The following is a 25847-nucleotide window of genomic DNA, read 5'->3' on the forward strand; positions in this document are numbered from 1 at the left end:
TGCCTGCGGGCCGGAGCATTCTTCCGTGCGCAGCGCAGGATCCGCTGGCACCACCTTACGGAGATTTACTTGTCAGAGTTCAAAGCCCCAGGCGCGTCCGCCGTGTCCGCGGCGTCCGGCCCGGACTCCACGTCGGAATTCCGGCCTGCTGCGGTCACCGCAGTGCCGCTGGCCACGATCGGTGCGTTGATCGGCGTCGTCGTTCCCGCGGATTCAGGTTCCGTCCCGGTCACCGGGATCTCGCTGAACTCCCGTGCCGTGCAGCCGGGGGACCTCTACGTCGCCCTGCCGGGCGCCACCCGGCACGGGGCCGACTTTGTGACCCAGGCGGTGCAGGCGGGGGCGGCCGCGGTGCTGACGGACGACGCCGGCGCAGGCCTGCTCGCGCGCTCGAACAGGATTTCCGTTCCGGTGCTGCTGGCCGGGGAACCCCGCAGCCTGGTGGGGGCGCTGGCCGCCCTGATCTACCGGAGCAGGCCCGCGGACGCGTCCGCACCGGCCCTGTACGGCGTCACCGGCACCAACGGCAAAACCACCACGACCTATTTCATCAACGCCCTCCTGCAGGCCCTGGGCCAGAAGACCGGGCTGATCGGGACGATCGAAATCCTGGCCGGTGGCGAACCGATCCCCAGCCTGCTCACCACGCCGGAATCCACCGACGTCCATGCCCTGCTCGCGCTGATGCGCGAACGCGGCCTCGATGCGGCGTCCATGGAGGTTTCCTCCCATGCGCTGTCGTTCCATCGCGTGGACGGGGTGGTGTTCGATGTTGCCGGCTTCACCAACCTGACTCAGGACCATCTGGACCTGCACGGGAGCATGGACCAGTACTTTCAGACCAAGTCGCAGCTGTTCACCGCCGGGCGCGCCCGCGCCGCCGTCGTGACGGTGGACGATGAGTGGGGCATGAAACTCGCGGCCGCCGCCGGCATTCCGGTCACCACCCTGGCAACGTCCCCGGCCGCGGCCGCGGCTGCGTCCGCAGTGGCAGACTGGACCGTGAACAACCCGGCCCCGCGCGGGCTCGGCACCGAGTTCACGCTCCGGCACCTCGACGGCACAGAACTGCAGGTCCACAGCGGGCTCCCCGGAAGTTTCAACGCAGCCAATGCCGCGCTGGCCACTGTCATGGTGCTGTCCGGCGGGCACGACGCCGCCGCCGTGCAGGCGGCCCTGGACCGCCATGACCCTTTTACCGTCGCCGTCCCGGGACGCATGCAGCTCGTCTCGACGGCCCCCGCCGCGGTGGTCGACTTCGCCCACAACCCGGATGCCCTGGCCCGTGCGCTCGAGGCCGTCCGGTCCGCGGAGTCCGGCTCCAAGGTCATCGTGGTTTTCGGCGCCACCGGCCAGCGCGACCAGGGCAAACGGCCGGCTATGGGCGCCATCGCCGCCAGGCTGGCGGACACGGTCATCATCAGCGACGACGACCCGCACGATGAGGACGCCGCGGCCATCCGCGCGGGCGTCCTGGCCGGCGCCGTCGCGGCCCGGCAGCGCGGGGGACTGCACTGCACCATCCTTGAGGTCTTCCCGCGCGCAGCCGCGATCCGGAAGGCCGTGGACCTCGCGGGGCCGGACGACACCATCCTCATCGCGGGCCGGGGCCACGAGGTGTGGCAGGAAGTCAAGGGCGTCAACCTCGCCCTGGACGACAGGGTGGAACTCCGTTCCGCCTTGACAGCACGGGGATTCACCGTTCTCGAAGACCAGCGGATAGAGTCCTAAACCGAGATGATTGCATTTACAGCGGCGGAAATCGCCCACATAACCAACGGACGGCTGGCCGCGGAGCCGGGGATCACCCCCGGCTCCGTGGTGACCGACTCCCGCGAAGCCACAGCGGGTTCCCTCTACGTGGCCAAGCCCGGGGAGACGGCCGACGGTCACGACTTCGTGGGCGCCGCCTTTGGGCGTGGCGCCGTGCTGGCGCTTGTGGAGCGAGACGTAGCTGACACTGCGGACGACGCCGGGCGGAACTATCCCGCCGTTGTGGTCCAGGACTCCGTCCTCGCCATGGGCGCCCTCGCCGCCGAAGCCGTCCGCCGGATCCGCGCCCGCCGCGCCGCCGAGGGCGTGCCGCTGACCGTGATCGGGATCACCGGGTCCGCCGGGAAGACCACCACCAAGGACCTGCTGGCCGGGATCCTCGCCGCTGAAGGCGAGACAGTGGCCCCGCAGGGGTCATACAACGGCGAAGTCGGAGTACCGCTGACCGTCTTCACGGCCGGCTACGGCACCCGCTACCTCGTGATCGAGATGGGCGCCACCGGCATCGGCCACATCCGCTTCCTCGCCGACATGGTCCGGCCCGATATCGGCGTCGTGCTCTGTGTCGGCACGGCCCATGCCGGCGAATTCGGCGGGGTCGAGAACATCGCCGTCGCCAAGGGCGAGCTCGTCGAAGCCCTCCCCTTCGGCGGGACCGCCGTGCTCAACTTAGACGATGCCCGCGTCGCAGCCATGGCGGTCCGCACCCGGGCCACCGTGCTGGGCTATTCAGCCCGGCCGGACCGCACCGGTCTGCCTGGCGCAGCCGGTGGAGAGTGTGTCCGGGCCGAAGGCGTCGAACTGAACGCCGCGGGCAGCCCCGAATTTGAACTCTTCCTGCCCGGTGCACCCGGGGCCGGTGGCAGCGCCGCACCCGGGGCGGCGCCGTTGCACGTCGCAGCCAGGCTGATCGGCGCCCACCATATCTCCAACCTGCTGGCAGCGGCGGCAGCGGCCCACGCCGCCGGGGTCCCTGCGGACCGGATCGCCGCCTCGCTCAGCGCCCAGACGGCAGCCAGCCGCTGGCGGATGGAACGCACCGAGCGAGCCGACGGCGTGACCGTCATCAACGACGCGTACAACGCGAATCCGGAGTCCATGCGCGCCGCGCTGCGGACTCTGGCCGATCTCGGCCGCGGCCGCCGGACCTGGGCCGTGCTCGGTGCCATGCTCGAGCTGGGTCCGGACTCGATCCGAGAACACATGGCCGTGGGCACCCAGGTGGTCAGGCTGAACATCACCCGCCTGGTGGTCGTCGGACGCGAGGCACGGTCCCTCTACGTCTCGGCCGTCAACGAAGGATCCTGGGGTGACGAATGCGTCTTCGCCGAGACGGCTGAGGAAGCCTACGAACTGTTGCAGGCCGAGCTCGAGCCGGGCGATCTGGTCCTGTTCAAGTCCTCCAACAGCATCGGGCTGCGTCATCTGGGCGATCGGATAGCATTACCTCCACAAGCCGCCGGGGCCCCAGCCGGAAAACCCGCCGAACAAGCCGAACAATCTGCCGAACAACCTGCCGAGACCGCCACTGAAGGGAGTGCGCTGCTGTGATTGCACTGCTGATGGGCGCTGGACTGGCCTTGTTGGTTTCCTTCCTGGGCACCCCGCTCTTTATCCGCCTCCTGGTCCGGAAGAGCTACGGGCAATTCATCCGGGACGACGGCCCCACCTCGCACCACACCAAGCGCGGCACCCCCACCATGGGCGGCACCGTCGTGGTGGTGTCCGTGCTCGCCAGCTACGGCATCACCCACCTCGTTATGTGGATGATCAACCCGTTCTCGCCGGGCCCGTCTGCGTCGGCCCTGCTGCTGCTCTTTTTGATGGTCGGCATGGGGCTCGTCGGGTTCCTGGACGACTTCATCAAAATTTCCAAACAGCGCAGCCTCGGCCTGAACGCCAAGGCGAAACTCATCCTGCAGGCCGCCGTGGGCATCATCTTCGCGGTCCTGGCCCTGCAGTTCCCAGATGAGAACGGCCTGACGCCTGCGTCACTGCAGATTTCGCTGGTCCGCGACATCCCGTGGCTCAACCTGGCCTTCGGCGGCACCGTGCTCGGCGCCATCCTCTTCGTGCTCTGGTCGAACCTGATTGTCACCGCGGCCACCAACGGTGTGAACCTCACGGACGGCCTGGACGGCCTTGCCGCCGGCGCCTCCATCATGGTGTTCGGCGCCTACACCCTGATGGGCATCTGGCAGAGCAACCAGGCCTGCGGCTCCCCGCGGCAGGCCGGCAGCGGCTGCTACTCCGTCCGCGATCCGCTGGACCTGGCCCTGCTGGCCGCGATCCTCAGCGCCGCACTTGTCGGCTTCCTCTGGTGGAACACCTCGCCGGCGAAGATCTTCATGGGCGACACGGGATCGCTGGCGATTGGCGGCGCCGTCGCCGGCTTCGCCATCCTGTCCCGCACCGAACTGCTGCTTGCCTTCATCGGCGGCCTCTTCGTGCTGATCACCCTCTCGGTGATCATCCAGGTGGGCTATTTCAAGATCACCAAAGGTAAACGCTTCTTCAAGATGGCCCCGCTCCAGCACCACTTTGAACTCAAGGGCTGGGCCGAAGTCACCGTCGTGGTCCGGTTCTGGATCCTGTGCGGACTGTTCGTCGCCGCGGGCCTGGGCATCTTCTACGCCGAATGGGTGGTCCTGCTGTGACCGGACCGATTCCCGCGCCGCTGACGGTCTCCCCGCGGCTCAAGGATCTGGTCAGCTGGGATTCCGACTGGGCCGGGCTGCGCGTCGTCGTCGCCGGCATCGGCGTCTCCGGCTTCGCCGCCGCGGACACCCTGATCGAACTCGGCGCCCGGGTGGTTGTGGTGGATGCCGCGACCGGCCCCAGGGCGCAGGCCCAGGCGGACACCCTCCGGATCGTCGGTGCAGCGGAGGTGCTGCTGGGCGGTGACGCCGTGGAGACCATCCCGACGATCGACGGCGGGAAAGCGGAACTGATTGTCACCTCACCGGGCTGGCGTCCGGACCAGTCGCTCCTCGCCGCCGCGGCGAGGGCCCACATCCCGGTCTGGGGCGACGTCGAACTCGCCTGGCGGGTCCGCGAACGCAAGGGCCGCAAGACCGCCGACTGGCTCACCATCACCGGCACTAACGGCAAGACCACGACGGTGGGACTGACCGAATCCATGCTGCAGGCCGCAGGGCTCAAGGCGATCGCCGTCGGGAACGTCGGCACGCCCATCCTGGACGCCCTCCGCGACCCGGTGGACTACGACGTCTTCGCCGTGGAGCTCTCAAGCTTCCAGCTGCACTGGAGCCATTCCGTCTCGCCGCTGGCCAGCGTATGCCTCAACGTCGCCGAAGACCACGTGGACTGGCACGGCTCCTACGCCTCCTACCTGGCCGACAAGGCCAAGGTCTACGAAAACACCCAGAAGGCGTGCATCTACAACGCCGAGCAGATCGAAACCGAACGTATGGTGGAGGACGCCGACGTCGTCGAAGGCTGCCGGGCCGTGGGCTTTACCACGGTCACCCCGGCTGTGAGCATGCTCGGCGTCGTCGAGGGTTTGCTGGTGGACCGCGCCTTCGTTGCCGAACGCAAGGACAGTGCCGCCGAACTCGCCGCGGTCGCGGATCTGGGTGCCGTGGCCCCGCGCCATATGGTGGCCAACGCCCTGGCCGCGGCAGCCCTGGTCCGGGCCTACGGCGTGGAGCCGTCCGCCGTCCGCCGGGGACTGCTGAACTACCTGCCGGGGGACCACCGCATCCAGCTGGTGGCGCGCCAGAACGGTGTGGTCTGGATCAACGACTCCAAGGCCACCAACCCGCACGCCGCCGCCGCTTCGCTGTCCGCGTTCGAGAAGGTTGTGTGGATCGCCGGCGGGCTCTCCAAGGGCGTCAACTACGAGGCCCTGGTCCGGGAGCACGCCCACCGGCTCAAGGCTGTTGTACTGATCGGAGCGGACTCCACCGCACTCCTGTCCGCACTGCAACGACACGCACCGGATGTCCCCGTGATCGGTGCGGCGAAGGGCGAAACTGAAGACGTGCAGACTGCCGGAACGGCTCTAGCCGAAGCAGGCCCTTCGCCGATTTTCAGCGAGACTGTGATGGCCCAGGCCGTTGCGTCGGCGGCGCAACTGGCCGCCTCCGGGGACACTGTGCTCCTGGCCCCGGCGGCCGCATCCATGGACCAGTTCTCTTCCTACGCTCACCGCGGCGACGCCTTCATTGAAGCGGTCCGCGAGCTCGTGAAGGGGCAGGCTCAGACCAGCGAGGAGTAACAATGGTCAGCACGCCCACACGCACCCCGGCGGCCAAACCGGCCGCCGCACGAACGCCGGCTGGCCCAGCCGGAAAGACAGCGCCCGGCGCCGCAGCGTCCGGATCTTCCGTTCCGGGGACGACGGCGGCGCCCGGAACCCTGCGGTCCGCCGGCCTTCGGGCCCGCGCCTGGTACGGGGGCTTCTGGTCTGCCCTGGAAGGTACAGGGAAGTCCCGCAACGGTTCCACCTACTATCTGATCCTCGGCTCAACCCTCGCCCTGACCGCCATCGGGATCCTGATGGTGCTCTCAGCATCCAGCGTCGAAGCCATCGCTGCGGGGGAATCGCCTTACACGGCTGCGCTCAAGCAGGGCTTTTTCGCCGCCATCGGTGTCTTCGGCATGTTCCTGCTGTCCCGCGTCAACGTCGTGTGGCTCAAGCGCTTCGCCTGGCTGGCCATCGCCCTCGCCCTCGTCCTGCTCGTGCTGGTGCTCCTGATTGGGCGCAGCGCGCTGGGTAACCAGAACTGGATCGATGTCGGGCCTTTCACGTTCCAGCCCTCCGAGGCCGCAAAGCTGGCCCTCGCCCTGTGGATGGCCACGGTGCTCGGCACCAAAGCCAGGCTCCTGCGGCAGTCGAAGCACGCGTTGATCCCCGTCGCGCCGGTCGCCGTGCTGGTGATCGGCCTCATCCTTGCCGGCAACGACCTCGGGACGGCCATGATCGTCATGATGATCACCGCCGCGGCGCTGTTCTTCGCGGGGGTCCGGCTCTACGTGTTCGGAATAGCCGGGATCGCGCTCGGTGCGGCCACCGCGGTCCTTGCCATCACCAGCCCCAACCGCGTGTGCCGCATCCTGTCCTGGACCGGCCAGACCTGCGCGGATGGCTCCGACGTAAACTACCAGTCCACCAACGGCCTCTATGGCCTGGCCTCGGGCGGCTGGTTCGGCGTTGGCCTCGGCCAGAGCCGGCAGAAATACAGCTGGATTCCGGAGGCGCACAACGACTTCATCTTCGCTATCATCGGCGAGGAACTTGGCCTGGTGGGCACGCTCGTGGTGCTGGTCCTGTTCGGCATCCTCGGCACGGCCATCTACCGGGTCGTCGTAGCCCAGAAGGACCTGTTCCACCGTGTCCTCGCCGGAACCATCATGGTCTGGCTGCTGGGCCAGGCGACCGTGAACATGGCCGTTGTCACCGGCCTTGCGCCCGTGGTGGGGGTCCCGCTGCCCTTCATCTCCTACGGCGGCTCGGCGCTGCTCATGTCGCTGTGCGCAATCGGCGTAGTCTTGTCATTGGCCCGGGCACAGATGGCACCCGGCCTCCAGCCCAGGCGGATACTCAGGTTTGGTCCGGCAGGGCTGGCCAAGACGCTCCGGGAGACTTTCGGGAAGCAGGGCGCAGCGCCCCGGCGTTCCCCGCCGAAGCCCACCGCCACGAGGCCCACCGCCACGAAACCCACCGCCACGAAGCCCACCGTCCCGAAGCCCACCGTCCCGAAGCCCACCGGCTCCGGGGCCACTGCCACGAAGCCCACCGTCCCGAAGCCCACCGGCTCCGGGGCCACTGCCACGAAGCCCACCGTCCCGAGAAACCCTGCACGAAAGCGTAATAGGCCTTCATGAACTCCGAGCCGTCCTTGTCCGTCGTCCTTGCCGGCGGGGGAACAGCCGGGCACATCAGCCCGCTCCTGGCCATCGCCGGCGCACTCCGGGAGGCCCGCCCCGGAGCCAGGCTCCTCGCCGTGGGAACACCGGCCGGCATGGAAACCCGGCTGGTGCCGGCCGCCGGGCTGGATCTCGCGACGATCAGCCGCGTTCCCTTTCCGCGCAAACCCTCGCTGGACCTGCTCCGGCTTCCCGGCCGGCTGGCCGGTGCCGTGAAGCAGGCAGGGGCCATCCTGGACGAGGCCAGGGCCGACGTCCTGGTCGGCGTGGGCGGCTATGTGTGCACCCCGATGTACCTCGCCGCCCGGCGCCGGAAGATCCCGATCATCATCCACGAGGCCAACACCAGGCCCGGTCTGGCGAACCGGGTGGGCGCGCGGCTGGGCGGAAAGGTTGCCGTGGCCTTCACCGGCACCGGGCTGGCCGGGGCCGTGCACATCGGTATGCCGATGCGCCCGGAGATCTCCGGTCTGGACCGTGCCAGGGCCCGGGCAGGGGCCCGCACCTCGCTCGGCCTGGATCCGGGGCAACCTGCCCTGATTGTCACCGGCGGCTCGTCGGGGGCCCAGAGCATCAACCGCACCATCGCAGCCTCCCTCGGCGCCCTAGCCGAGGCCGGCATCCAGACTCTGCACATCACCGGACGCGGAAAAGCCGTGCACGACGCCGACGGGAACCCGCTCGCCGCCCCGGGCTACCGCCAAGTGGAATACGTGGACGCCATGGAAACGGTCTACGCAGCCGCGGACCTGCTGCTGGCCCGGTCCGGCGCCGCTACTGTCTGCGAGGTCTCCGCCGTCGGTCTGCCCGCCGTCTTCGTTCCGCTGCCCGTCGGCAACGGCGAACAAGCGCTCAATGCCGCCGGCCTGGTCGGGGCCGGCGGAGCCCTGATCGTCGAGGACGGTGAGTTCACCCCCGGCTGGCTCCGCGACCACATCATCCCGCTGCTGCAGGACCCCAACAGGCTCACCCGGATGGCGGCCAGTTCCGCACACCTCGGCATCGGGGACGCGGACCGGCGGATGGCAGGACTCGTGCTTGAAGCGGCAGCCAGTGCGGCGCCTTCGAAACAGCACGGCAGGAAGCGGTAGAGCCATGACCCAGCCCCAACATCAGCAGTCCGCCCGGCAATCCGCCGCGAAGACCGCCCGCACCCAGGAATCCCTGGGCCGGGTGCACTTCATCGGCATCGGTGGCGTCGGCATGTCCGCGGTCGCCCGCATCATGGTGGCGCGCGGCGTACCGGTCAGCGGCTCCGACGCCAAGGACCTGCCCGTGATGGCGGACCTCGACGCGGCCGGCGCCCGGATCGCCGTCGGCTACCACCCCGCCCACCTCGGGGACGCCCAGACCGTGGTCGCCGGCTCGGCTATCCGCCCGGACAACCCCGAGCTCGCCGCCGCGCGCGTCGCCGGGCTTCCCGTGCTGCACCGCTCCGAGGCGCTGGCGGCGGTCATGGCCGGCGACACGGCCGTCACCGTGGCCGGCACCCACGGCAAGTCCACGACGACGGCGATGATCACCGTGCTGCTGCAGGGCGCCGGGCTGGACCCGTCCTTCGCGATCGGGGCGAACGTTCCGGCCCTGGGGGTCAATGCCGCCAACGGCAGCACGCCGGTCTTCATCGCGGAAGCCGACGAGTCCGACGGCTCCTTCCTGAACTACCGGCCGCAGATCGCGGTCGTGACCAACGTCGAACCGGACCACCTCGACTACTACGGCACCGCGGACGCCGTCTACGAGTCCTTCGACCGCTTCACCGCCCTGCTTCCGGCCGACGGCGTGCTCGTCGCCTGCGCAGACGACGACGGCGCCCGTGCCTTGGCGATGCGCACCCTCGAGCGGGGCAACACCCGGGTGCTCCTCTACGGCACCGCCGGGGACGCGCACCTCACGCTGCACGACGGCGGCCCGGGAGAGGTCGCGATCACCACCCCCGCCGGCCGCTTCGCCCTTGACCTCCATGTTCCCGGGCGGCACAACGCGCTCAACGCCGCGGCCGCGTTCGCCGTCGCCCTCGAGCTCGGCGTCGACCCCGACACTGCGGCGGGAGCCCTGGCGCACTTTGCCGGTGCCTCGCGCCGCTTCGAGTTCAAGGGCGAGGGCCGCGGCGTCCGCGTCTACGACGACTACGCCCATCACCCCACCGAGGTGCGGGCAGCACTGTCCGCCGCGCGTTCCGTTGCCGGCGGCCATAAGGTGCATGTGCTCTTCCAGCCGCACCTGTTCTCCCGGACCCGCGAATTCGCCCGCCAGTTCGCCGAGGCACTCAACGTTGCCGACACCGCGCTGGTCCTTGACATCTATGCCGCCCGCGAAGACCCGATTCCGGGTGTCAGCAGCCGGCTCATCGCCGATCACCTGGGCGCCGGCGGACGGCTCGTCGGACCGGGCCGGGAAGCCGTCCTGGCCGTCCTGGCCGCCGCGGCCCCCGGTGACATCGTCCTGACGGTCGGCGCGGGCGATGTCACGGCCTACGGCCCGCTGGTGGTCGAGGCTCTCAGAAGTGGCATGCCGGTTGACGACTCACCGGCAGGCGGGGTCCACGGTGCCTAGTACCCGCCGCCCCGGCTACAAACCCGGCTACAAGCCCGGCGCCCGGGGGACCGATTCCGGCTCCCGGCAGACCGGCGCGCGCCCCGACGTCATTTCGGCGTCCAAGGCCGGGCCGGAGACGGGCAGCAGCCCGGCCGCTGCCCGCTCGGCGGGACCGGATAAGGCCCCGCACAATGTGCTGTCCTTTCCCGAGCCCAGGGCCAGGCGCCGCAAGCGGATCCTCCTGAGTACCATCGGAGTGCTCGCGGTGCTGATAGCGGGAATCGTGGCGGCGGCCGTCTACTCGCCGGTGCTGGCGCTGCGGAGCGTCACCGTGGAAGGCACGAAGATGCTGAGCGCCGACCAGGTCCAGGCAGCCCTCGCGCCGCTCCAGGGCAAGCCACTGCCGCAGATCGGGGACGAGGACGTTGCCGCCCTCCTGCGGCAGCTTGTCCAGGTCAAGGACGTCAGCACCCAGGCCCGCCCGCCCGCCACCCTGCACGTCCGCATCACGGAACGTGTTCCCGTGGCCCTCGTGAAGCAGGGTGCCGGCTTCCAGCTGGTGGACGTCGACGGGGTCCAGCTGGGGACCACCACGGACGCCGATCCGGTCAAGCTGCCGGTCATCGACGGGGGCGGGGGCACCCTGCCCCAGGACTTGTTTCAGGCGATCACCGGGGTCCTCGGCGCGCTCCCGGCCGATGTCCTCGCCAGGCTTTCCGATGCCTCGGCGAAGTCGGTGGACGCCGTCGAACTCAAACTCGTTGACGGCCAGACCATCGTCTGGGGCAACGCGGGGGAGAAGGAGCTTAAGGCGACGGTTCTGGCGGCTCTCCTCAAGGCCCCGACGGACCCGAAAAGCCCGGTCCGCGTCTACGACGTCAGCGTGCCCCGCCACCCGGTCACCCGATAGCCGCCGATCACTTATCCGCAGAACCAGCCGGAGGGATCGGCCGGGCGCCAACGGCGCACCGGACGGGAGGCCACCGGCAACACCCCCGGAGCACAAAACGGCGCTATTTGACCGGTAATACCGCGACACGCGGAGCCGGTAATTGAATGTCTTCCGGATAGCAAATAGCGTCACAGGCATGAGTTACTTGACATAACTATAACCTTCAACTCGAAGGTTAAGGTTAATAGCTTCAAGCCCGACTCCATCAGTTTTCGCAATAGAACACGAACAAGGGACACGTAACGTGGCAGCTCCGCAGAATTACTTGGCCGTCATCAAGGTCGTCGGCATCGGCGGCGGTGGCGTGAACGCAGTCAACCGCATGATCGAGGTGGGTCTTCGCGGCGTCGAATTCATCGCAGTCAACACCGATGCCCAGGCATTGTTGATGAGCGATGCAGACGTCAAACTCGACATCGGGCGCGAACTGACGCGCGGGCTGGGAGCCGGCGCAAACCCGGAAGTCGGCAAGCAGGCTGCGGAGGACCACGCCGAGGAAATCGAGGAGGTTATCCGCGGCGCTGACATGGTCTTCGTCACCGCCGGCGAAGGCGGCGGCACCGGCACCGGCGGCGCTCCCGTCGTGGCCCGCATCGCCCGCTCGCTGGGCGCTCTGACCATCGGCGTCGTCACCCGCCCCTTCACCTTTGAAGGCCGCCGCCGCGCCGGCTCCGCCGAGGCGGGAATTGACGCCCTCCGCGACGAAGTCGACACGCTGATCGTCATCCCGAATGACCGTCTGCTCTCCATCAGCGACCGCAACGTGTCCGTCCTTGACGCGTTCCGTTCCGCCGACCAGGTCCTGCTGTCCGGTGTCCAGGGCATCACCGACCTGATCACCACACCGGGCCTGATCAACCTCGACTTTGCCGACGTCAAGTCGGTCATGCAGGGCGCAGGCTCGGCGCTGATGGGCATCGGCTCGGCCCGCGGCGAAGACCGTGCCGTCAAGGCTGCGGAACTGGCCATCGCCTCGCCGCTGCTCGAGGCATCGATCGACGGTGCCCACGGCGTCCTGCTGTCCATCCAGGGCGGCTCCGACCTCGGGCTCTTCGAAATCAACGAGGCAGCCCGCCTGGTCCAGGAAGTCGCCCACCCGGAGGCCAACATCATTTTCGGTGCGGTCATCGACGACGCCCTCGGGGACGAAGCCCGCGTCACGGTCATCGCCGCCGGCTTCGACGACGTCAAGGCCACCTCGCCGTCCATGGACCAGTCCCTGCCGCAGACGGCGCCGCAGCGTCCGGCCGCACCGGCCGCGGCTCCGGCCCAGGCCCCCGCCCAGGCCCCCGCCCCGCGGGTCCAGCCGCTGCACGCCACAGTTGGCGCCTCCGGCTACGGCGGCTGGGGCCAGCAGCGACCGTCTTCCGTCCCCGCCGACTCCGGCTTCGACGCCGACCTGCCGTCTGTCGTGGAACCGGACCTGTCCGGCCGCCACTCCGATGACCTGGATGTCCCCGACTTCCTGAAGTAGATCCTGAAGCTGGTCCTGAAGCACCATGGCACTGCCGGATGGCAGTGCCATGGTGCTTCCTTGTAGGCTCGAAGGTCCGTAACCAAGTTTGGCAACGATTTGGGGTTTTGCGTGTTCTCATGGCGGGCTGAAGTCCGGCCTGGCGTCTGGGTGGCTTTCACCGACGCCGCTGCCGGCAACCTTGCGCTTCATGTCGGCGACGATCCGTCGGAGGTCCATCGGCGGCGGGCGGCGCTCGAACAGGCCGCAGGCCTCGGTATCCGGGGCTTCCAGTACATGAACCAGATCCACGGCAACGCTGTCGCCGTAATCGGCGGCGGCGCCGTCGCCACGGGAACAGCCGCCCCCACTGCGGATGCACTGGTGTCGCGCGGCGAACCCCTCGCCGTTATGGTGGCCGATTGTGTCCCGATCGTCCTCGTGGGGACCGTGGCGGGCGGAGCAGACTCGGCTGCCAGGGGAGGCACCGTACTCGGTGTTGTGCATGCCGGACGCCCCGGCGTCGCCTCCGGCGTGGTGCCGGCTGCCGTAGCGCGTCTGCGCGAGCTCGGCGCCGCGGCAGTCAGCGCCTGGATCGGGCCCTCCATCTGCGGCAGCTGCTACGAGGTCCCGGCCGGGATGCGCGCGGAGGTGGCCGGGCTTGTCCCCGCTTCCTGGGCCACCACGTCCCGGGGCACACCGGGACTGGATCTGCCAGCCGCGGTCCGCAGCCAGCTGGCGGCGGATGATGTCACGGTCGAATACACCGGCGGCTGCACGCTGGAAGATGACAGCCTGTTCTCCTACCGCCGGAACAGCCACACGGGACGGTTCGCCGGCCTCGTCTGGGCTGAGGGCGGGACGGACAACGATGAATGAGCACGGGCCCATCAACGGGCCGGCGGAGAGCGGCCGGAGAGATCCCCGGCTCGCCGAGCTCCGGGAGCGCCTCGCCGCCGTCCGGCTCCGCGTCGACGGCGCCGTGGCGGCCGCCGGGCGGCAGCAGAACCCCCCGCAGCTGATCGTCGTCACCAAGTTCCACCCCGCCGACGACGTCCGGCGGCTGGCATCGCTGGGCATCGCCGATATCGGGGAGAACAGGGACCAGGAAGCCGCCGGCAAAGCAGCAGGGCTCCACGACTTGGGCCTGCGCTGGCACTTCATCGGCCAGCTGCAAAGCAACAAGGCCAAGTCCGTCGTGAAGTACGCCCACGCCGTGCACTCGGTGGACCGGCTCCAGCTGGCCGCCGCGCTGGCCAAGGCGATGGCGGCCGAACGGGAACGGACCGGACGGACCCCGCTGGAGTGCTTCATCCAGGTCAGCCTCGACAACGACGCCGACGGCCACCGCGGCGGCGCGCTCCCCGCCGATGTCCCTGCACTGGCCGAGGAGCTCGCCGGCTCAGAGGATCTCCGGCTGGCGGGCATTATGGCGGTGGCACCGCTGGGCGCGGATCCCGACGCGGCCTTCGGTAAGCTCGCGGGGATCTCGGCCCGGCTGACAGCCGGCCATCCGGAGGCCAGCGGTATCTCCGCGGGCATGAGCCAGGACCTGGAAGCGGCCATCCGTTTCGGGGCGACACACCTTCGCATTGGCTCCGATATTCTCGGTCCGCGCCCGGCGTTGGGGTAAGTTCATCGTATTGGAAGGTAACGGCGGGGATTCCAAGGCTGTCAAGTCACGAGTGGCCCGCCTACGGACACGATTAGGAGTCGACCATGGCCGGCGCTCTGCGCAAGACAATGATCTATCTTGGGCTCGCTGATGGCGACGAACACTACGAGTCCGAGCATCACACATCGCACAAGGATGAGGACGGTTCCATGGAGCACGACCGCGAGGAACGCCGTGCACCGGCGCCTGTCCGGGAGGCGCCAAGGGAAGAGCCCCACGCCGCTGAAGAGGAATACCGCGCACCAGTGACACCCATCAAGCGAGCGGCATCGAGCCGCGACGAGCACACCGGACTCCGGCAGATCACCACGATCCACCCGCGGTCCTACAACGACGCCAAGCTCATCGGTGAAAGCTTCCGGGACGGTATTCCCGTCATCATGAATGTCACCGATATGGGTGAGGCCGACGCAAAGCGGCTCGTCGACTTCTCCGCGGGTCTGGTCTTTGGCCTGCGCGGCAGCATCGAACGCGTCACCAATAAAGTCTTTTTGTTGTCGCCGTCGTACGTAGAAGTCATCGGCGATGACAAGAAGATCAGCGAGACACAGGCGGCATTCTTCAACCAGAGCTAGACCGGGATTTTTCTGAAGGATGCCAGGCAGGGTCACCTGTCTGGCATCCTTGCTGACTAATCCGTGCTGAAATAGAGACGTAACCATTGTCAGGACACTGCGGTATCCGGAATGAACACGGAGATATGAGTTAGCTCATGGGAATTGTTTTCGGATTTGTCTATATCGCGCTGCTGCTGTTTCTTGTTGCCCTCGTCATCCGGCTGGTCTTCGACTGGGTCCAGATGTTTGCGCGGAGCTGGCGGCCGCGGGGGGCGGCGCTAGTCGCCGCGCATGCTGTGTATTCCGTCACAGACAAGCCGCTTAAACTGCTCCGGCGGCTCATTCCGCCGCTGAGGCTGGGCGGTATTTCGCTGGACCTGGGATTCCTGCTGCTTTTCGTGGCCGTCGCTGTGGCCATGGGAGTCGCTAAATCCCTGACGTTTGCGAACTCGATCGCGGCCTAGCCGGGCAGCGGACCTGGTCCGCGGCCCCACCAGATTGAAACTCCGGTTTGACACTGCGGTGTTGAATTAGAGGAACCAGACCATATTTAGGTACCGTAGTTTTGACGGCCGAAAGGCCTACTGACTAACTAGACCAACGAGGTGACCAGATGGCTTTGACGCCAGAAGACGTTGTCAACAAGCGCTTTCAGCCGACCAAGTTCCGCGAAGGCTACGACCAGGATGAAGTTGATGACTTCCTGGACGAGATCGTCGTTGAACTGCGACGCCTGAACCAGGAGAACGACGAGCTGCGCAAGAAGCTCGCCGAATCCGGCGCCGGCACGCCTGCCAGCTCCACCGCCACGGCTCCTGTCGTGGAGAAGGTTCAGGCACCCGTCAAGGCCGAGAAGGATGACCGCGCCAAGGCAGAAGCCGAGGCCAAGGCTGCTGAAGTTGCCAAGAAGAAGGAAGCCGAGCAGGCTCCCGTCGCGGCAGCCGCTCCGGCCCGCACCTCCGGTGCCTCCCCGGCGGCCGAGTCCGCTGCGGGCCTGCTGTCCATGGCACAGCAGATGCACGACAGGCACGTCGCCGACGGCGAGCAGCAGCGGGACAAGATCGTCGCCGAAGCGCAGATCGAAGCCAGCAGCCTCGTCAACGATGCCCAGGAAAAATCCCGCAAGATCCTCGGTGCCCTTGAGCAGCAGCGGTCCGTGCTGGAGCGCAAAGTCGAGCAGCTCCGAGGCTTCGAACGGGACTACCGTTCACGCCTGAAGGCCTACATCGAAGGCCAGCTCCGCGACCTCGATGCCCGCGGTTCTGTTGCGGCACCTGAGGTTGGCGAAGCCAGCTAGGGCAAAAGCCAAGTATTCTTAAAGCCGGTGGCTGAGGATTCCTCGACCGCCGGCTTTTGGCGTTAACAGCCCCATCCCGTGGCCGGCATGGCCACGCAGCAAACTCCCGGTCCCCGCACTGGCTCCCGAACGAAAGCCCTATGACTGACGCATCATCTCCTGACGCCACGCCCTCCGCAGACGCGGCGCCCGCCGGGTCCGCGCCCGTGACACGGGCCAAGCCGGGACGGGTGCTGTTGCTCTCCGTCTTCACGGGCCTTGCCGTGTTCGCGTATGCCCTCGACCAGTTGACCAAACTGTGGGTGACGGCCACCATGACCGAGGGCGAGCGGATTCCCGTGCTGCCCCCGCTGCTGCACTGGTACTTCATCCGCAATTCGGGGGCCGCGTTCTCCATCGGGGAGAACGTCACCTGGGTGTTCACCATCATCATGGTGGCTGTGTCCGTTGCGATCCTGTTGCAGCTGCGTAAGCTCGGTTCGCTCTGGTGGGCGCTGGCGCTGGGGCTGCTGCTGGGCGGCGCCCTCGGCAATCTCACCGACCGGCTCTTCCGCGCGCCGTCGTTCGCGATGGGCCATGTGGTGGACTTCATCCAGTTGCCCAACTTTGCGATCTTCAACATCGCGGACTCGGCCGTGGTGTCGTCTGTCGTGATTATCTGCCTGCTGACGCTGCGCGGGATCTCCCTGGACGGCTCGCACGTTACGAAGGACACGGCGAAAAATGACGCCTGACGACGCACTGCCCAAGAAAACGCAGTCTGACAAGATGATGCCGGATTTACTCCTGCCGGAAGATGCCGACGCCGATGACAACCTTGCGGCGGGACCCGCGCGGTCCTTCCGGTTTGTCGTTCCGGACGAGCTCGCACGGACCCGGGTTGACGCCGGCCTGGCGCATCTGATGGACATCTCCCGCTCCCAGTCCGCCGTGCTGATTGCCGAAGGCAATGTCAGCAGTAGGGGCAAAGCGGTTGGGAAATCACTCAAACTCACCCCCGGTGCCGTGCTCGACGTCGTCGTTCCGGAACGCCGGGACCCCCTGGAAATCGTGGAGGAAGTCGTGGAGGACCTGTTGATCCTGCTGGACGATGACGAGTTTGTCGTCATCGACAAACCGGTTGGCGTGGCGGCACACCCGTCTCCGGGATGGGTGGGCCCCACGGTTGTCGGCGGGCTGGCGGGACTCGGCTATCGGATCGCCACCTCCGGCGCGCCGGAGCGCGCCGGTATCGTCCACCGGCTCGACGTCGGGACCTCAGGCGTGATGGTGGTCGCCAAAACCGAGGACGCGTACACCGCGCTCAAGCGGGCCTTCAAGGAGCGCGCCGTGGACAAGGTCTACCACGCGGTGGTCCAGGGCCTCCCGGACCCGCTGGCCGGCACCATCGACGCGCCCATCGGCCGCCACCCCGGCCACGACTGGCGATTTGCCGTGATTGAAGACGGCCGGGACTCGATCACGCACTACGAGGTCCTCGAGGCCTTCGGCAAGGCCTCGCTCGTGGAGGTGCACCTGGAAACGGGGCGCACGCACCAGATCCGTGTGCACTTCTCCGCGCTGCGCCACCCCTGCGCCGGCGACCTGACCTACGGTGCGGACCCGCGGCTCGCGGCCACGCTGGGACTGACCAGGCAGTGGCTGCACGCCCGCCAGCTGTCCTTCGACCATCCCCGGACGGGGGAGCGGGTCACCGCCACGAGCGAGTACCCGGCGGATCTTCGCTACGCGCTGGAGGTCCTCGAGTCCGGACAGGCCTGAACTTCCGGACAGGCCTGAACTTCCGGACGGGCCTGAACTTCGTGCCCGGGTTTCCGGGGCGGCCGCAGCGCCGCGCCGGAAGGTGGCCCGGCGGCACTAGAATGATTCGGTGACTTCCAGCAACGACTCTTTCGTGCATCTCCACAACCACACCGAATACTCCATGTTGGACGGTGCGGCGAGACTGGGGGACCTGTTCGACCACACCAAAGAGCTGGGCATGTCCTCGCTGGCCACCACGGACCACGGCTTCGTGTTCGGCGCGTACGACTTCTGGAACAAGGCCCGCAACGCCGGCGTCAAGCCGATCATCGGAGTGGAGGCCTACCTGACGCCCGGCACCGCCCGGGCGGACAAGACCCGTGTGCGCTGGGGCGACGGCGGGCGCAATGACGTCTCTGGTGCCGGTTCCTACACCCACATGACCATGTGGGCCGAGAACACCCAGGGCATGCACAACCTGTTCCGGATGTCCTCGCTCGCCTCGCTGGAGGGCTACCTCTACAAGCCGCGCATGGACCGGGACCTGCTGCAGACCTACGGCAAGGGACTGATCGCCACCACCGGCTGCCCCTCCGGCGAGGTGCAGACGAAACTCCGCCTCGGCCTGTACCAGGAAGCCAAGCAGGCGGCGTCGGAATTCCGCGATATTTTCGGCGCCGACAACTTCTTCTGCGAACTGATGGATCACGGACTCGACATTGAGCGGGCCGTCCAGGGCGATCTGATCAAGCTCGCCAAGGAACTCGGACTGCCGATGGTCGCCACCAACGATCTCCACTACACCCACGCCGAGGACGCCGCCAGCCACGCTGCCCTGCTCTGCGTGCAGTCCGGCTCCAGCCTGGCTGACCCCAAGCGGTTCAAGTTCGACGCCGACGAGTTCTACCTGAAGTCGCCCGCCGAGATGCGCGCCATCTTCAGCGACCACCCCGAAGCCTGCGACAACACCCTGCTCATCGCCGAGCGCTGCGACGTCCAGTTCAATGAGAACGCCAGCTACATGCCGCGCTTCCCGGTGCCCGAGGGCGAGGACGAGCAGTCCTGGTTCGTGAAGGAAGTCGAAAACGGCCTGCACTACCGCTACCCGAAGGGCATCCCGGACCACGTCCGCAAGCAGGCGGACTTCGAGGTGGGCGTCATCACCCAGATGGGCTTCCCCGGCTACTTCCTGGTCGTGGCCGACTTCATCAACTGGGCCAAGAACAACGGGATCCGGGTGGGCCCGGGCCGTGGTTCCGGTGCCGGCTCCATGGTGGCCTACGTCATGCGCATCACCGACCTGGACCCCCTGGTCCACGGCCTGATTTTCGAGCGCTTCCTGAACCCGGAACGTGTCTCCATGCCCGACTTCGACGTCGACTTTGATGATCGCCGCCGGGCGGAAGTGATCCGGTACGTCACCGAGAAGTACGGTGATGAACGCGTCGCCATGATCGTCACCTACGGCACCATCAAGGCCAAGCAGGCGCTTAAGGACTCCTCCCGTGTGCTCGGTTACCCGTTCTCCACCGGCGAGCGGCTCACCAAGGCCATGCCGCCGGACGTGATGGGCAAGGGCATCGCCCTTGCGGACGTCCACAATCCGGAGGCGCAGCGCTATTCCGAGGCCGAGGCACTGCGCGAACTGCTCAAGTCCGACGCCGATTCCCAGAAGGTCTTCGAGACGGCACTTGGCCTTGAAGGCCTGAAGCGGCAGTGGGGCGTCCACGCCGCCGGCGTCATCATGTCCTCGGACCCGCTGATCGACATCATCCCGATCATGCGCCGTGAGCAGGACGGCCAGGTCATCACCCAGTTCGACTACCCCACGTGTGAGGGCCTCGGCCTGATCAAGATGGACTTCCTCGGCCTGCGGAACCTGACGATCATCACGGACGCCGTCGAGAACATCAAACTCAACAAGGGCGTCGACCTGGTCCTGGAGGACCTCGGCCTGGAGGACCAGGGCGCCTACGAGCTGCTCGCCCGCGGCGACACCCTCGGTGTTTTCCAGCTCGACGGCGGGCCGATGCGCTCCCTGCTCAAGCAGATGCGGCCCGACAACTTCGAAGACATCTCCGCCGTCATCGCGCTGTACCGTCCGGGCCCGATGGGCGCGAACTCGCACACGAACTATGCGCTCCGCAAGACCGGGCTGCAGGAGATCGTGCCGATCCATGCCGAGCTCGAGGAACCGCTCGCGGAGATCCTCGGCGGTACCTACGGCCTGATCGTGTATCAGGAGCAGGTGATGGCCATCGCGCAGAAGGTGGCCGGCTTCACGCTCGGCCAGGCGGACATCCTGCGCCGCGCCATGGGCAAGAAGAAGAAGTCCGAGCTGGACAAGCAGTACGCCGGCTTCGAAAAGGGCATGCTGGACAACGGCTACTCCGCCGCGGCCATCAAGATGCTCTGGGACATCCTGCTGCCGTTCTCCGACTACGCCTTCAACAAGGCACACTCGGCCGCCTACGGGCTGGTGTCCTACTGGACCGCGTACCTCAAGGCCCACTACCCGGCCGAGTACATGGCCGCCCTGCTGACCAGCGTCGGCGACGACAAGGACAAGCTCGCGCTCTACCTCAACGAGTGCCGCAAGATGGGCATCACGGTGCTGCCGCCGGACGTCAACGAATCCAGCGTCAACTTCACCCCTGTGGGCACGGACATCCGCTTCGGCATGGCCGCCATCCGCAACGTGGGCGTCAACGTCGTCGAGGCGATGGTCAACTCGCGCGAATCAGAGGGCGCCTTCACCTCCTTTAAGGACTATCTGCTCAAGGTTCCGGCCGTGGTCTGCAACAAGCGCACCATCGAGTCGCTGATCAAGGCCGGGGCCTTCGATTCGCTGGGCTATCCCCGCCGGGCGCTGGCGATGATCCATGAAGAGGCCATCGACTCGGTCATCACGCTCAAGCGCAATGAGGCGATCGGCCAGTTCGATCTCTTCGCCGGCTTCGAGGACCAGGAACCCGAAGCTTCGCTCACCACCGAAATACCGGACCTGCCCGAGTGGGAGAAGAAGGACAAGCTCTCCTTCGAACGCGACATGCTGGGCCTGTACGTCTCGGACCACCCGCTGCAGGGCCTCGAAGGGCTGCTGAGCCAGCACGCGGACCAGACCATCACCTCGGTGATCGGCGAAGACGGACCGAACGACGGCGCCATCATCACCATCGCCGGCATGATCACCTCACTGAGCCGCCGTATCGCCAAGGCCAGCGGCAACGCCTATGCGCGCGCCGAAGTGGAGGACCTCGGCGGTTCCATGGAAGTCATGTTTTTCGGCCAGGTCTACGGGCCGATCGCCTCGGTGCTCGCGGAGGACCTGATTGTGGTGGTCAAGGGCCGCCTGCAGAAGCGCGACGACGGCGCCGTCACCCTGAACTGCATGGAACTGTCCGTCCCGGACCTTAGCGAGAGCATGAACGGCCCGGTGGTGATCACGATGCAGACGCACAAGGCGACCGAAGCGGTGGTGACCGAACTCGGCGACGTGCTGCGGACCCACCGCGGCAGCTCCGAAGTCCGGGTGCACCTGCAGGGCGACACCCGGGTGGAAGTCATGGGGCTCCCCGTTCACCTGCGCGTCAACCCCAGTCCGTCGCTGTTCGGGGACCTGAAGGTCCTCCTGGGCCCCACCTGCCTGGACAACTAAGGGCTGGCGCGTCGCCGTTTCGACGGTTCCCTGCGCACTCGACGTTCACAGACATCGAGGGGACGCGGAACCGTCGAAACAGCCGGGCAGGGCTCAGATTTCGTAGTCCAGCGGGGCGGAACGGCTGTACGCGCCGGAGTGGTAGAGCAGGGGAGTGCCGTCGTCGCCGACGCGGCCCGCCACGACCTCCACCACCACCACGGCGTTGTTCTCGAAGGAGAGCCGCATCTGGACCTTCCCGATCAGCCAGCCCGCGACGTCTTTCAGGATCGGCACCCCGTGCGGCCCGGGCTCCCAGTGATCGCCGTCAAATCGGTTCCGGGTGCGGGCAAACCGCTCGGCAAGCTCCTGGTTCTCGAGCCCGAGCATGTGCACACCGATATAGGTGGTGTTTGCCACGGCCGGCCACGAACTCGAGGTCCGGGCCATGTTGAAGGTGAACCGCGGCGGTTTTGCCGACAGCGAGGCCACCGACGTCGCCGTGAAGCCGAACGGCATGCCGTTGTGGTTGACGGTAATGATCGCCACCCCGGCCGCATGCCGGCGGAACATTTCCCTGAACGTTCCCTCGAAGGCCTGGTCCTCTGTGGTCACTGCGATCCAACTCCCTGCTGCCCGTCCGGGTGATACTCCTACCCTGCCAGCGTATTGCGCCGGTGGCCGGTCCCGGTACTTGCAGGTCCCGCGTGGTGCCGCCGTCCCCGCGGTGTCGCGTTCCGGGCCGGCGCAAAGCTTGTTAAGGTTTGTTCCATGACACAGCCCGCGGTACATGGCCAGCACGGCCGGCAACAGGATCAGCGCCTCTCCCGGCAGGACACCCGTCGGGAGGCGCAGCCAGCCACCGCTCCCGCGCCGCCGGGCCCGGAGCGGAACCGCCGGGCAACGCAGGGGCGCACGGCCGCCCTCATCGCCGCGGCCGGAGTGCCTGTCGGGCTGCTCTGGTGGCTCCTCGCCCCTTCGGGTCTCAACCTGCTCTCGGGGAACCCCGCCTTGCGGAACGGCAGCAACCCGGAAGCCTGGCTGCCCCGGGATCTGGTGCTGGCCGGACTGTTCCTGCTGGCCGGCTGCATCGCCGGCGCCCTGGCCGCCGGTTCGAAGCACCAGGAGTCCTCGGGCCGGGACGTTGTGCTGGCAGTCCTGGGCGGCGCCGTGGGTGCCGTCCTGGCCTGGCGTACCGGGGTGCTCTGCGGCATCTGGTTCGGCACCCCGGAAGACGCCTCGGCCAACGCGAGCATCGCCTTCTCGCTGCGGTCCTACGCACTGCTGGCCGTCTGGCCGGCCGCCGTCGCGCTGTCCATCTTCCTGGGCGCCGCTTTCTCAACGCCGCGCAGGGCCGGACCGGACCCGGACGCGGCAACGGACGCGGCAACTGATGCGGCCCGCGAACAGCCACCGGCGTAACAGCGTCGGGGCCCGGCCGCCCGGCACGTAAAATGAAGGGGTGACCCTTACTCCTGATAGCCCCGCGCCCGCCGACCTCACCTTCCGCACCGTAGACCTGCGCGGCCGGCGGCTGACCCTCGCCGGTCTCCGCGCCGCCGTTCCGCGGGCGCGGCCGGGCACCACGGCCGACGCCGAAGAGAAGGTCCTGAACATCATCGCGGTTGTCCGCGAGCGGGGCTTTGCAGCGCTCAGCGAACTGGCCCTGACCTTCGACGGCGTGGAGCAGACCCACCCCCGCGTCCCCGCCGGGGCGCTGAAGGCCGCCCTCGCCGGACTCGACCCCGCCGTGCGGGCTGCGCTCGAAGAGTCCATCCGGCGGGCCCGCCGTTTCGCCGACGCGCAGCGCCCGGCTGACACCGACGTCGAACTCGGCGACGGTGCCGTCGTCAGCCAGAATTGGGTTCCGGTGGCCCGCGTGGGCCTCTACGTCCCCGGCGGCCTCGCCGTCTACCCGTCCTCGGTGATCATGAACGTGGTCCCGGCCCTGGCCGCCGGCGTCGAATCCATTGCCCTGGCGTCCCCGCCGCAGAAGGACTTCGGCGGACTCCCGCACCCGACGATCCTTGCGGCCGCCTGCCTGCTCGGCGTCGACGAGGTCTATGCGATCGGTGGAGCACAGGCCATCGCGGCCTTCGCCTACGGCATCCCGGCCACCGGAACCGGGGCCGGGAGTCTCGCCGGGCTCGACCCCGTGGACGTGGTCACCGGCCCGGGCAACATCTTTGTCGCCACCGCCAAGCGCCTGGTCAAGGGCGTCGTCGGGATCGACTCCGAAGCCGGCACCACTGAAATCGCGATCCTGGCCGACGCCACCGCCCGGCCGGCCCTGGTCGCCGCGGACCTGATCAGTCAGGCGGAGCACGACCCCAAGGCAGCCTCAGTGCTCTTCACCGATTCAGCGGAGCTCGCGGCAGCCGTCCGGAAGGAACTCGACGGCCAGGCCGCCGCCACGAAACACAGTGCGCGGGTCCGTGAGGCACTCTCCGGACCCCAGTCCGGCGTCGTCCTGGTGGATGACCTGGAGCAGGGCATCGCTGCGTGCGATGCCTACGCCGCGGAGCACCTGGAGATCATGACGGCGGATGCCGCCGGCGTCGCCGCCCGGATCCGCAACGCCGGGGCCATCTTCGTGGGGGACTACAGCCCCGTCAGCCTGGGCGACTACTGCGCCGGCTCCAACCACGTGCTGCCGACCGGCGGAACGGCCGCCTTCTCCTCGGGCCTGAATGTGACCACTTTCCTGCGAGCCATCCAGGTGGTCAACTACAGCCGCGCCGCTCTGGAACAGGTGAGCGGGCACATCGTGAGCCTCTCCGGCGCGGAGGACCTGCCGGCCCACGGGGAGGCCGTCACAGCGCGGTTCGACGCAGGCGCCTGACCACAACATGTAGTAATTACAGGCTTGTTATTCAGCCACATCTAGTCGTAAACTGATGGCGGAGCGAATGTTCCGGGAATTTTCCGGTGTCGGGGATTTTCAGCGTGCGACGGGGAGGGGACGACGTGTACTGCCCGTTCTGCCGTAACCCCGATTCCCGTGTGGTGGACAGCCGCATCGCCGACGACGGGTCCGCCATCCGGCGCCGGCGGCAGTGTCCCGAATGTGGCCGACGCTTCACCACCGTGGAGACCACCAGCCTGACCGTGATCAAGCGCTCCGGCGTCGGCGAGCCGTTCAGCCGCGGCAAGGTCATTAACGGTGTGCGCAAGGCCTGCCAGGGCCGTCCCGTGACGGAGGACGACCTCGCCCTGCTGGCCCAGGAGGTCGAGGAGACGATCCGGGCCTCCGGCGCCGCCGAGATTGACGCGCATGAAGTTGGTCTCGCCATCCTGAACCCGCTGCAGAAACTCGACGAAGTCGCCTACCTGCGCTTCGCCAGCGTGTACCAGGCCTTCGAATCCCTTGAGGACTTCGAATCGGCCATCTCCCTGCTCCGCCATGAGGCGCAGACCAGGGGCCGGGAGGAGACGAGCCCGCAGAAAAGCCCGCTCTAGGCGGAAATCTGCACGACGGCTCAGCTTCCCCGGCACAAGAAACTCCGGTGGTGGCAGCGGAGGGGAAGCCGCGGCCACCACCGGCACCAACCCGGCCAACCGGGTGGTCGTCATCTGCCGCCGGAGACGGGCAGGACGGCGCCGGTGATGTACCCGGCCTCCTCGGACATAAGCCAGAGGACCGCGGCCGCCACCTCATCGGGTTCGGCTCCGCGCCCCATCGGGATCGTGGGTCTGAGCCGCGCCATCCTGTCCGGCATCCCGGCCGCGGCATGGAGCCCCGTATTGGTGCTCCCCGGAGCCACGCAGTTCACCCGGATGCCCTGCGCCGCGACCTCTGCCGCGAGGCCCACGGTCAGTACGTCCACGGCACCTTTGGATGCCGCGTAGTGCACCCAGGTTCCCGGCGAACCGGCCTTCGTGGCAGTCGAGGAGATGTTGACAATGGACCCGCCGTGGCCTCCGAGGTCGGTGCTGAGCCGCCGGACGGCCTCCTGGCAGCTGAAGATGAGCCCGGCCACGTTGACGTCCAGGACCCGGCGGACAATGTCGGCGGGTACATCGGTGAGAGGCCCGATCAGGTTTCCCGTGATGCCGGCGTTGTTGACCACCGCGGCGAGGGTGCCCAGGGACTCGGCGGCGTCGAACAGGCCTTCAACCGCCAGCGGGTCGCTGATGTCGGCGCGGACGGCCACCGCGGTCCCGCCCTCGGCATTAATGCCGTCCGACACGGTGGCGGCGCCTTCCGCATCCGCCGCGTAGTTCACGACGACGGCGTACCCGTCCCGGGCGGCGCGACGCGCGATTGCTGCGCCGATGCCGCGGCTGCCGCCGGTGACGATGACCACCGCGGGCCGGGGGGACGTCATGG

The 25847-nt window shown here is 67.8% G+C and carries 22 protein-coding genes; 20 read left to right on the forward strand and 2 right to left on the reverse strand.

From position 1 onward, the window contains the following. Positions 1–69: 69 nt before the first annotated feature. From AC50X6_RS10255 to dnaE, 17 genes are all read left to right on the forward strand, one after another. Positions 70–1731, forward strand: coding sequence for a UDP-N-acetylmuramoyl-L-alanyl-D-glutamate--2,6-diaminopimelate ligase (locus AC50X6_RS10255; RefSeq protein WP_494966112.1), 1662 nt, complete (start codon positions 70–72; stop codon positions 1729–1731). A gap of 6 nt (positions 1732–1737) precedes the next feature. Next, positions 1738–3324 (forward strand): UDP-N-acetylmuramoyl-tripeptide--D-alanyl-D-alanine ligase, encoded by a 1587-nt coding sequence (locus AC50X6_RS10260; RefSeq protein ID WP_494966113.1) that lies wholly within the window; start codon positions 1738–1740, stop codon positions 3322–3324. Next, positions 3321–4430, forward strand: coding sequence for a phospho-N-acetylmuramoyl-pentapeptide-transferase (gene mraY / locus AC50X6_RS10265; protein WP_494966114.1), 1110 nt, complete (start codon positions 3321–3323; stop codon positions 4428–4430). Before AC50X6_RS10260 ends, mraY begins: the two co-directional genes overlap by 4 nt. Next, the gene (gene murD, locus AC50X6_RS10270; protein WP_494966115.1) at positions 4412–6013 is read left to right on the forward strand and encodes a UDP-N-acetylmuramoyl-L-alanine--D-glutamate ligase; all 1602 of its coding nucleotides are present in this window, start codon (positions 4412–4414) and stop codon (positions 6011–6013) included. The genes mraY and murD overlap by 19 nt, the downstream gene beginning before the upstream one ends. Before the next feature lie 2 nt (positions 6014–6015). After that, complete coding sequence (gene ftsW / locus AC50X6_RS10275) at positions 6016–7623, forward strand: putative lipid II flippase FtsW (RefSeq protein ID WP_494966116.1); 1608 nt, start codon at positions 6016–6018, stop codon at positions 7621–7623. After that, a complete protein-coding gene (locus AC50X6_RS10280; protein WP_494966117.1) occupies positions 7620–8756 on the forward strand; it encodes a UDP-N-acetylglucosamine--N-acetylmuramyl-(pentapeptide) pyrophosphoryl-undecaprenol N-acetylglucosamine transferase in 1137 nt (378 codons plus the stop codon). Before ftsW ends, AC50X6_RS10280 begins: the two co-directional genes overlap by 4 nt. A gap of 112 nt (positions 8757–8868) precedes the next feature. Continuing rightward, positions 8869–10221, forward strand: coding sequence for a UDP-N-acetylmuramate--L-alanine ligase (murC, locus tag AC50X6_RS10285; protein WP_494966141.1), 1353 nt, complete (start codon positions 8869–8871; stop codon positions 10219–10221). Continuing rightward, positions 10214–11113, forward strand: a complete 900-nt coding sequence (locus tag AC50X6_RS10290; protein ID WP_494966118.1) for a cell division protein FtsQ/DivIB — start codon at positions 10214–10216, stop codon at positions 11111–11113. Before murC ends, AC50X6_RS10290 begins: the two co-directional genes overlap by 8 nt. A 286-nt stretch (positions 11114–11399) precedes the next feature. Further along, entirely contained in the window at positions 11400–12629 is a 1230-nt protein-coding gene (ftsZ, locus tag AC50X6_RS10295; RefSeq protein WP_326968368.1) for a cell division protein FtsZ, read from the forward strand. Positions 12630–12740: 111 nt separating this feature from the next. Next, entirely contained in the window at positions 12741–13487 is a 747-nt protein-coding gene (locus AC50X6_RS10300; protein WP_494966119.1) for a purine nucleoside phosphorylase YfiH/LACC1 family protein, read from the forward strand. Continuing rightward, positions 13480–14241, forward strand: coding sequence for a YggS family pyridoxal phosphate-dependent enzyme (locus AC50X6_RS10305; RefSeq protein ID WP_494966120.1), 762 nt, complete (start codon positions 13480–13482; stop codon positions 14239–14241). The genes AC50X6_RS10300 and AC50X6_RS10305 overlap by 8 nt, the downstream gene beginning before the upstream one ends. An 86-nt stretch (positions 14242–14327) precedes the next feature. Further along, on the forward strand, positions 14328–14858 hold the full coding sequence (locus AC50X6_RS10310) for a cell division protein SepF (RefSeq protein WP_494966121.1): 531 nt from the start codon (positions 14328–14330) through the stop codon (positions 14856–14858). A 137-nt stretch (positions 14859–14995) separates the two neighbouring features. After that, positions 14996–15304: a YggT family protein gene (locus AC50X6_RS10315; RefSeq protein WP_494966122.1), complete on the forward strand. Its 309-nt coding sequence runs from the start codon at positions 14996–14998 to the stop codon at positions 15302–15304. Positions 15305–15453: 149 nt separating this feature from the next. Further along, positions 15454–16137, forward strand: coding sequence for a DivIVA domain-containing protein (locus AC50X6_RS10320; RefSeq protein ID WP_494966123.1), 684 nt, complete (start codon positions 15454–15456; stop codon positions 16135–16137). A 140-nt stretch (positions 16138–16277) separates the two neighbouring features. Beyond that, entirely contained in the window at positions 16278–16871 is a 594-nt protein-coding gene (lspA, locus tag AC50X6_RS10325) for a signal peptidase II (RefSeq protein ID WP_494966124.1), read from the forward strand. Further along, entirely contained in the window at positions 16861–17898 is a 1038-nt protein-coding gene (locus tag AC50X6_RS10330) for an RluA family pseudouridine synthase (protein ID WP_494966125.1), read from the forward strand. The genes lspA and AC50X6_RS10330 overlap by 11 nt, the downstream gene beginning before the upstream one ends. Positions 17899–18007: 109 nt before the next feature. Then, positions 18008–21538, forward strand: a complete 3531-nt coding sequence (gene dnaE / locus AC50X6_RS10335) for a DNA polymerase III subunit alpha (RefSeq protein ID WP_494966126.1) — start codon at positions 18008–18010, stop codon at positions 21536–21538. A gap of 93 nt (positions 21539–21631) precedes the next feature. Here the strand turns inward: dnaE and AC50X6_RS10340 are convergent, their stop codons facing one another. Next, a complete protein-coding gene (locus tag AC50X6_RS10340; RefSeq protein ID WP_494966142.1) occupies positions 21632–22090 on the reverse strand; it encodes a flavin reductase family protein in 459 nt (152 codons plus the stop codon). A gap of 198 nt (positions 22091–22288) precedes the next feature. On the opposite strand from AC50X6_RS10340, the gene AC50X6_RS10345 reads away from it, so the two are divergent. The 3 genes from AC50X6_RS10345 (at position 22289) to nrdR (ending at position 24976) form a co-directional block, all read left to right on the forward strand. Further along, on the forward strand, positions 22289–22939 hold the full coding sequence (locus AC50X6_RS10345; RefSeq protein ID WP_494966127.1) for a hypothetical protein: 651 nt from the start codon (positions 22289–22291) through the stop codon (positions 22937–22939). Positions 22940–22979: 40 nt separating this feature from the next. Then, on the forward strand, positions 22980–24359 hold the full coding sequence (gene hisD, locus AC50X6_RS10350) for a histidinol dehydrogenase (protein ID WP_494966128.1): 1380 nt from the start codon (positions 22980–22982) through the stop codon (positions 24357–24359). Between the two features lie 125 nt (positions 24360–24484). Beyond that, positions 24485–24976, forward strand: a complete 492-nt coding sequence (nrdR, locus tag AC50X6_RS10355) for a transcriptional regulator NrdR (protein WP_494966143.1) — start codon at positions 24485–24487, stop codon at positions 24974–24976. 110 nt (positions 24977–25086) lie between these two features. On the opposite strand, the gene AC50X6_RS10360 is transcribed toward nrdR, so the two are convergent. Next, a complete protein-coding gene (locus tag AC50X6_RS10360; RefSeq protein ID WP_494966129.1) occupies positions 25087–25845 on the reverse strand; it encodes an SDR family oxidoreductase in 759 nt (252 codons plus the stop codon). Positions 25846–25847 lie beyond the last annotated feature (2 nt).

The organism is Pseudarthrobacter sp. HLT1-7, assembly GCF_059383435.1.

What these genes read in the sequence shown, in the direction of transcription:
- AC50X6_RS10260 (WP_494966113.1), top strand. Translation starts at nt 1,738, where the DNA reads ATGATTGCATTTACAGCGGCGGAAATCGCCCACATAACCAACGGACGG.
- murD (WP_494966115.1), top strand. Translation starts at nt 4,412, where the DNA reads ATGGGTGGTCCTGCTGTGACCGGACCGATTCCCGCGCCGCTGACGGTC.
- ftsW (WP_494966116.1), top strand. Translation starts at nt 6,016, where the DNA reads ATGGTCAGCACGCCCACACGCACCCCGGCGGCCAAACCGGCCGCCGCA.
- AC50X6_RS10280 (WP_494966117.1), top strand. Translation starts at nt 7,620, where the DNA reads ATGAACTCCGAGCCGTCCTTGTCCGTCGTCCTTGCCGGCGGGGGAACA.
- murC (WP_494966141.1), top strand. Translation starts at nt 8,869, where the DNA reads ATGTCCGCGGTCGCCCGCATCATGGTGGCGCGCGGCGTACCGGTCAGC.
- AC50X6_RS10305 (WP_494966120.1), top strand. Translation starts at nt 13,480, where the DNA reads ATGAATGAGCACGGGCCCATCAACGGGCCGGCGGAGAGCGGCCGGAGA.
- AC50X6_RS10310 (WP_494966121.1), top strand. Translation starts at nt 14,328, where the DNA reads ATGGCCGGCGCTCTGCGCAAGACAATGATCTATCTTGGGCTCGCTGAT.
- AC50X6_RS10315 (WP_494966122.1), top strand. Translation starts at nt 14,996, where the DNA reads ATGGGAATTGTTTTCGGATTTGTCTATATCGCGCTGCTGCTGTTTCTT.
- AC50X6_RS10320 (WP_494966123.1), top strand. Translation starts at nt 15,454, where the DNA reads ATGGCTTTGACGCCAGAAGACGTTGTCAACAAGCGCTTTCAGCCGACC.
- lspA (WP_494966124.1), top strand. Translation starts at nt 16,278, where the DNA reads ATGACTGACGCATCATCTCCTGACGCCACGCCCTCCGCAGACGCGGCG.
- AC50X6_RS10330 (WP_494966125.1), top strand. Translation starts at nt 16,861, where the DNA reads ATGACGCCTGACGACGCACTGCCCAAGAAAACGCAGTCTGACAAGATG.
- AC50X6_RS10340 (WP_494966142.1), bottom strand. Translation starts at nt 22,090, where the DNA reads ATGTTCCGCCGGCATGCGGCCGGGGTGGCGATCATTACCGTCAACCAC.
- AC50X6_RS10345 (WP_494966127.1), top strand. Translation starts at nt 22,289, where the DNA reads ATGACACAGCCCGCGGTACATGGCCAGCACGGCCGGCAACAGGATCAG.
- AC50X6_RS10360 (WP_494966129.1), bottom strand. Translation starts at nt 25,845, where the DNA reads ATGACGTCCCCCCGGCCCGCGGTGGTCATCGTCACCGGCGGCAGCCGC.